The sequence below is a fragment of the Parabacteroides sp. MSK.9.14 genome, assembly GCF_019041495.1.
Taxonomy (GTDB): domain Bacteria; phylum Bacteroidota; class Bacteroidia; order Bacteroidales; family Tannerellaceae; genus Parabacteroides; species Parabacteroides merdae.
The window spans coordinates 1-3,971 of record NZ_JAHPXO010000080.1; the positions used below are offsets into that span (position 1 = coordinate 1).

Annotated in this window: 4 protein-coding genes and 1 riboswitch; of the genes, 1 reads left to right on the plus strand and 3 read right to left on the minus strand. The window is 47.3% G+C overall.

Going from position 1 to position 3,971, the window contains the following annotated elements:
- Nucleotides 1-331 precede the first annotated feature (331 nt).
- From KTG12_RS20970 to KTG12_RS20980, 3 genes are all read right to left on the minus strand, one after another.
- Nucleotides 332-1,102 (minus strand): sulfide-dependent adenosine diphosphate thiazole synthase, encoded by a 771-nt coding sequence (locus tag KTG12_RS20970; RefSeq protein ID WP_005638798.1) that lies wholly within the window; start codon nt 1,100-1,102, stop codon nt 332-334.
- A gap of 60 nt (nt 1,103-1,162) precedes the next feature.
- A riboswitch (TPP riboswitch) is annotated at nt 1,163-1,256 on the minus strand.
- A gap of 19 nt (nt 1,257-1,275) precedes the next feature.
- A complete protein-coding gene (locus KTG12_RS20975; RefSeq protein ID WP_005638800.1) occupies nt 1,276-1,917 on the minus strand; it encodes an AAA family ATPase in 642 nt (213 codons plus the stop codon).
- A 42-nt stretch (nt 1,918-1,959) separates the two neighbouring features.
- A complete protein-coding gene (locus KTG12_RS20980) occupies nt 1,960-3,306 on the minus strand; it encodes an MATE family efflux transporter (RefSeq protein ID WP_138273505.1) in 1,347 nt (448 codons plus the stop codon).
- Between the two features lie 62 nt (nt 3,307-3,368).
- Here KTG12_RS20980 and KTG12_RS20985 point away from each other — a divergent pair, with 62 nt between their 5' ends.
- Nucleotides 3,369-3,842, plus strand: a complete 474-nt coding sequence (locus KTG12_RS20985) for a GAF domain-containing protein (RefSeq protein WP_022322015.1) — start codon at nt 3,369-3,371, stop codon at nt 3,840-3,842.
- Nucleotides 3,843-3,971 lie beyond the last annotated feature (129 nt).

The following is a 3,971-nucleotide window of genomic DNA, read 5'->3' on the forward strand; positions in this document are numbered from 1 at the left end:
ACAACCTATAACAGGATTTTTTTAATACACAGTCAACCAAAATCAGGACGAGACACAGTGACAGAGTAGTGATAGAGTAGTGATAGAGGGAAATGTCATCTATCACTACCTCTAACGTTTAAATATCAATAACTACAGGCTCGTCAGTGATAGAGTGATAGATGAAAACAGTTTCTATGATTTCTCCCGATAGAGAAGAAAGGTATGCCAAGTGAAAACTTACTTACGAAATGACATAAATCAGGCATGGATATAAACCCATATAATCCATGCCTAAAAAATCGTGATGAAGATGTGTTTTGACATCTCCTTGTTATTAGGAAATAAGCCTTTATTTGTCCAGCTTAGCACAAATAAGTTCGGCCGCCTTCTTTCCGCTCATCAGCATACCGCCAAAGATCGGCCCCATGCGGAAACTACCACTCACCCCATTGGCAGCCATACCAGAGACGAACAGTCCCGGATAGATTTCCTTCGTATTTTCTACGGTTGTAGACTCACCCAGCTCGACATTCAGCGAACGTTCGCCGATCACGCCCCCAGTCGGAGTATTCAGCTTGATATCGTTCTTGCGAGCAACCACGCGTGCGATTTCACAGTCGTGGCCGGTTCCTTCCAGGACAGCCTTGGACATGATTGTCAGCGGGTCCACATGCATACCTTCGCGGATAACCGGAGCCCAGTTTACCACCACTCCGGCTACGGCATCGTTATGGAACACTACATCTTCTACGGAATAGCAGTTGAAAATAGTCGCACCGGCTTTCGTCGCACCATAGATCAAAGCCGAGGTCGTGTGTACGGAATCCATGATATAAGTACCGTTTCCGGCATCCTTATAACTTACACCCAACTCACGCACGATCGGCATAGCCTCTTCCTGAACCACGATATCGTTGAACATCATGGCGCCCCCCCACATACCTCCACCGGGGGCCAGCTTACGGTCGAACAAAGCCACCTTCTTTCCGGCCTTAGCCAGATAATAAGCGGCTACGATACCAGAAGGACCACCACCGACAATAGCGACATCAATAGACAAATTGCTCTTTAACTTCGCAAAGTAAGAGTCGATAATTCCTGTTGAAACAATCTGTTCCATTACAAAATAATAATTAGAGTTTAAACATCGGGAAGCACATAGAGGTAACGCTTCCCTTTATTTAGTAATTCTACCTTTTCCCTTCACGGCGTTATCCGGCAGGTTCAATGGGTATAATCTCAGCCTGTATAGTAAGGCACCCCTATGATAAGTCGAAGGCAAAGATATAATAATTATCCGAAATGCGGCGGACGCTTGTCCATTTTCCGTTCCACAAAATTCTTCATGAACGCAACCGTCTCGTCTATCCCCAACACAGAGACATCTATCGAAAAGTTGTAGGTGGATGCAACGCCCCATTCCTTATTCGTATAATAGTTATAATAAGCAGCACGCGACTTGTCGGTCTTCAGCATCAATTCCTCCGCCTGTTCGACCGTCAGGTTCTGGCTTTCGATGATCCGTTGAATACGGTTTTCCTTGTTGTTATGAATAAAGAAACTCAGGCAGTCAGGATTGTCACGAAGGATATAGTCGGCACATCGTCCGACAATCACACAAGAACCTTTTTCCGCCAGGTTACGGATCGTATCGCTCTGATACAGGAACAAACGGTCGTTAGACAGTACATCGGCATACGGCGGGAACAACCCCATATACGAATAGCCCATCGTAAAAGCATACGCCAAACCACTGGAAGCCTTCTCGTCCGCTTTCTCGAAAAACTCCTCGCTCAGTCCGCTTTCCTTCGCGGCAAGCGCCATCAGTTCCTTGTCATAATAGCCGATGCCCAGCTCTTTTGCCAGCTTCTGTCCTACCTCGCGACCACCGCTGCCAAACTGCCGGCCGATGGTCAATATGATTTTATTATCCATGTCTATCTATGTTTTTGGTATCAAGACAAAGGTAAATAAAATTTATTTAGAATGAAACTTCCTGAACTGGTTTATCAAGACGAGAGCCGTAACAATCGTAGCTGTCGTGTCGGCGATCGGGATGCTGATCCATACGCCAAGTGTTCCGAACCATCGGGGAAGAATCAACAAGCAGGGAACGAGGAACAGCATCTGCCGGGTGAGCGAAAGAAAGATCGCCTTCTTAGACATCCCGATGGAAAGGAAAAAGTTTGTCGCCACCATCTGGAAACCGACAATCGGAAAGACCGCAAAGACGATATGCAAACCGTACACCGCCGCCTCGATCAGCTCCGGATCGGTCGTAAACATGCGGACGATCACCGACGGGAACAACTGACAGAGCAAAAACCCTGTTGTCGCCACCCCTATCGCCCACTTCATCGTCAACTTCGTCACTTCCGTCACACGCGAATATTGGCGGGCACCGAAGTTATAACCGGCAATCGGCTGCATCCCCTGGTTGAACCCCATGATGATCATAATAAAGAGGAATACCACCCGGTTCACGATCCCGTATGCGCCGATCGCCATATCGCCGCCATGCTCTTTCAGTCCCCGGTTAATCAGTATTACGATCAGACAGGCACAAAGATTCATCAGGAAAGGTGACATTCCGATATAAAGAATCCCCTTCACGATTTCGCTTTTCAGCCGGTAAATGCCTTTCTTGAAATGCAACAACTCCTTCGGACGGGAAAAATGAATCAACTGTCCGGTCAGCGAAATGACCTGAGAGATGACGGTAGCCCATGCCGATCCCTTGATCCCCCAACCGAAACCGAAGATAAAAAGCGGATTCAGTACACAGTTGATCACCACCGACGCCAACGTCGCATACATCGCTAATTTAGGGAAACCGGAAGAACGCAACACCGCATTCAGTCCTAGATACATATGAGTAATCACATTTCCTATCAGGATCACATTCATATAATCGCGGGCATACAAAATCGTGTTCTCGCTCGCCCCGAAGAAATAGAGGATCGGATCGAGCAACAACATAAAGACCAACGTAAATGCGAGTCCCAAAACTACGTTCAGCACCAGTACGTTTCCGAGCACCTTGTTCGCCCCTTCATAATCTTTCTGTCCCAACTTCACGGACACCAGCGTTGAAGCCCCCACCCCAACCAGAGAACCGAAAGCAGCCGCAAGGTTCATCAATGGAAAAGTCAAGGCCAAGCCGGAGATCGCCAACGGTCCTACCCCGTGTCCGATAAATATACTGTCTGCCATATTGTAGAGCGAAGAAGCGGTCATGGCGATAATGGCCGGTATGGCATACTGTGTCAACAACTTGCTGATGCGCTCGGTTCCAAGCACTAAAGGAGAATTTTGTTTACTCATGTCACAAAGATACGCAGAATCCGAAAAAAAGGTTACTTTTGTTTTCTTATAAAGTATAAAAAATGGCAGAAAATTTAATAATCAACGGTGAGAACAAGCGGGAACTATATGAGACGCTGCTTCCTCAATTGCAATCGCTGACAGCGGGAGAGACGGACGTCGTCGCCAATATGGCGAATGTCGCCGCTGCCCTGAAACAAACATTCGATTTCTTCTGGGTAGGCTTTTATGTGGTAAAAGAAGAGATGCTCGTGCTTGCCCCGTTCCAGGGGCCTCTTGCCTGCACGCGCATCCGGTACGGGAAAGGTGTATGCGGAACAGCCTGGAAGGATGCACAAACAATCATTGTCCCGGACGTAGAGCAATTTCCGGGACATATTGCCTGTAGCTCGGATTCACGGTCGGAAATCGTCGTACCGATAGTCAGAGATGGAAAAGTGGTTGCCGTACTGGACATTGACAGCGACAAGCTGAACGAGTTCGACAAGACGGATGCGGAATATCTGGAACGACTTTGCGCAATCTTACCGTTTTGAACGGTGGAAAACATATAATTGTGACAACCCTTCCCCCCTAATCCGTCCAGGAAGAATCCATATGATATAATTTGAAAGAAGGTGTCTGAAAAGGCAGCCTTCTTTTTTTGTTATGCAGCCCGTTTATTA

Coding starts and splice junctions, on each gene's coding strand:
- KTG12_RS20985 (WP_022322015.1), top strand. CDS start 3,369: ATGGCAGAAAATTTAATAATCAACGGTGAGAACAAGCGGGAACTATAT.
- KTG12_RS20970 (WP_005638798.1), bottom strand. CDS start 1,102: ATGGAACAGATTGTTTCAACAGGAATTATCGACTCTTACTTTGCGAAG.
- KTG12_RS20980 (WP_138273505.1), bottom strand. CDS start 3,306: ATGAGTAAACAAAATTCTCCTTTAGTGCTTGGAACCGAGCGCATCAGC.
- KTG12_RS20975 (WP_005638800.1), bottom strand. CDS start 1,917: ATGGATAATAAAATCATATTGACCATCGGCCGGCAGTTTGGCAGCGGT.